We start from the raw sequence: 1,217 nt of genomic DNA, 5'->3' as shown, positions 1-1,217 counted from the left end.
CTTAGTCATACCCCCCATATCGGCCTTGAGCATGCCCGTGGACAAGGCGCGATCAGCATCGAAGCCTTTCAGGAAGATGACCGGCAACGCTGGCGACAACGCCCCTGGCGGCAGGCGGCAGAGCACCACGGCATGGGTTACAACGCGATTCCCGATCAGCTACGCATGCATGCCACCGGCAACGATGAGCCGGTCTATCGGCCACCGCGCATCCTCAAAGAGGTGGTGTGATGAACACAGGTTACGCGCTACTTCACCGCGCCACGCAAGCGCTGCGCCGGCACGCTGACGTTACGTTAGTCACTCCGCCGACGACCGCCTGCGCCTGTTGCGCAAGGCCATGGCACGACGTTGAAGACCCCGGCCAAGCCGCCGAATACAAGTACGGCGTCAACTGCGCCGTGGAGTATGTCTGCACGACCTGCTACACCCCGCGCATTGGCTCCGAGGCCATGCTGGGCATAGAACGCTACTCCGTCGGCAACCGCGACAATCCCGTCTACGCCAAGCTGGGCATGCTGCCGGGCTCGGCCGGCGTTATCACACCCAGTGGCGATCTACATCTGGCGCTACCCCAAGCGCTCTACGATAAGTTCCAGAGCGGGCTGTGGGCGCAGCGTGGACAACTACACCGCCTGAGCGGGCTGGGCCTGTTGACCCACTTGTTGCATCAAGGCGAACTGGACCAACGAGCCCAAGGCTTTGTCTATGTCGAGCAATGGGGACGAAAAGCCGATGCGCTGATGCAGCGATTCATGGCCTCCACCTCGCTGCAGGAGCTCTGGTGCAACAGCGAGAGTGGCGCGACGCCACTGGATCTACACGCCATGCTGGATACCGCCCGCCGGGTGATTGCCATGGATCTAGCCCACAAGGCCGATAAACCCGCTTTCTGGCGGCCCATTACCGACGCCGCCCGTGGGCAGCGTCGCGACAGCGCCTTTGACACGTGGCTTACCCAAGTCCCTGATCCCGAAGCCTTGCTGACAGCATTGCCTGTCAATCCTCATGATCGCCTGCGCCTCACGACAATGATGCGTGAGCTGATCCCCCTCCTCCAAGCGTCGCGGGTTGATGTGCCGCCGGTACAGGGAGCCCTGCTATGATCGTCCATTACCATGAGGCTGCCGTGGTCTGCCACCCTGGCAATCCTGCCGGCAAGCTTCCCACCCTGGAGGACCATCATAAAACCGCCTGGCAGCTGTTCAGCGGCGGTG

Annotated in this window: 2 protein-coding genes; both read left to right on the top strand. The window is 62.3% G+C overall.

Translation table 11 applies throughout. The annotated features are described in order from the left end of the window. The coding region (locus tag OP495_RS17980; RefSeq protein WP_280571143.1) for a hypothetical protein at positions 1-231 on the top strand (231 nt) is incomplete at its 5' end. Continuing rightward, positions 231-1,106: a hypothetical protein gene (locus tag OP495_RS17975; protein ID WP_280571142.1), complete on the top strand. Its 876-nt coding sequence runs from the start codon at positions 231-233 to the stop codon at positions 1,104-1,106. The genes OP495_RS17980 and OP495_RS17975, both read left to right, overlap by 1 nt. Positions 1,107-1,217: the final 111 nt, after the last annotated feature.

Origin of the sequence: Chromohalobacter sp. 296-RDG, assembly GCF_029889885.1 — a bacterium.
Classification (GTDB): Bacteria; Pseudomonadota; Gammaproteobacteria; order Pseudomonadales; family Halomonadaceae; genus Chromohalobacter.
Note: the sequence above shows the minus strand (reverse complement) of the source record. Positions and strands in the feature narration are given on the sequence as shown.

Excerpts from the sequence above, each read along its gene's own strand:
- OP495_RS17975 (WP_280571142.1), top strand. The coding sequence starts at position 231 with ATGAACACAGGTTACGCGCTACTTCACCGCGCCACGCAAGCGCTGCGC.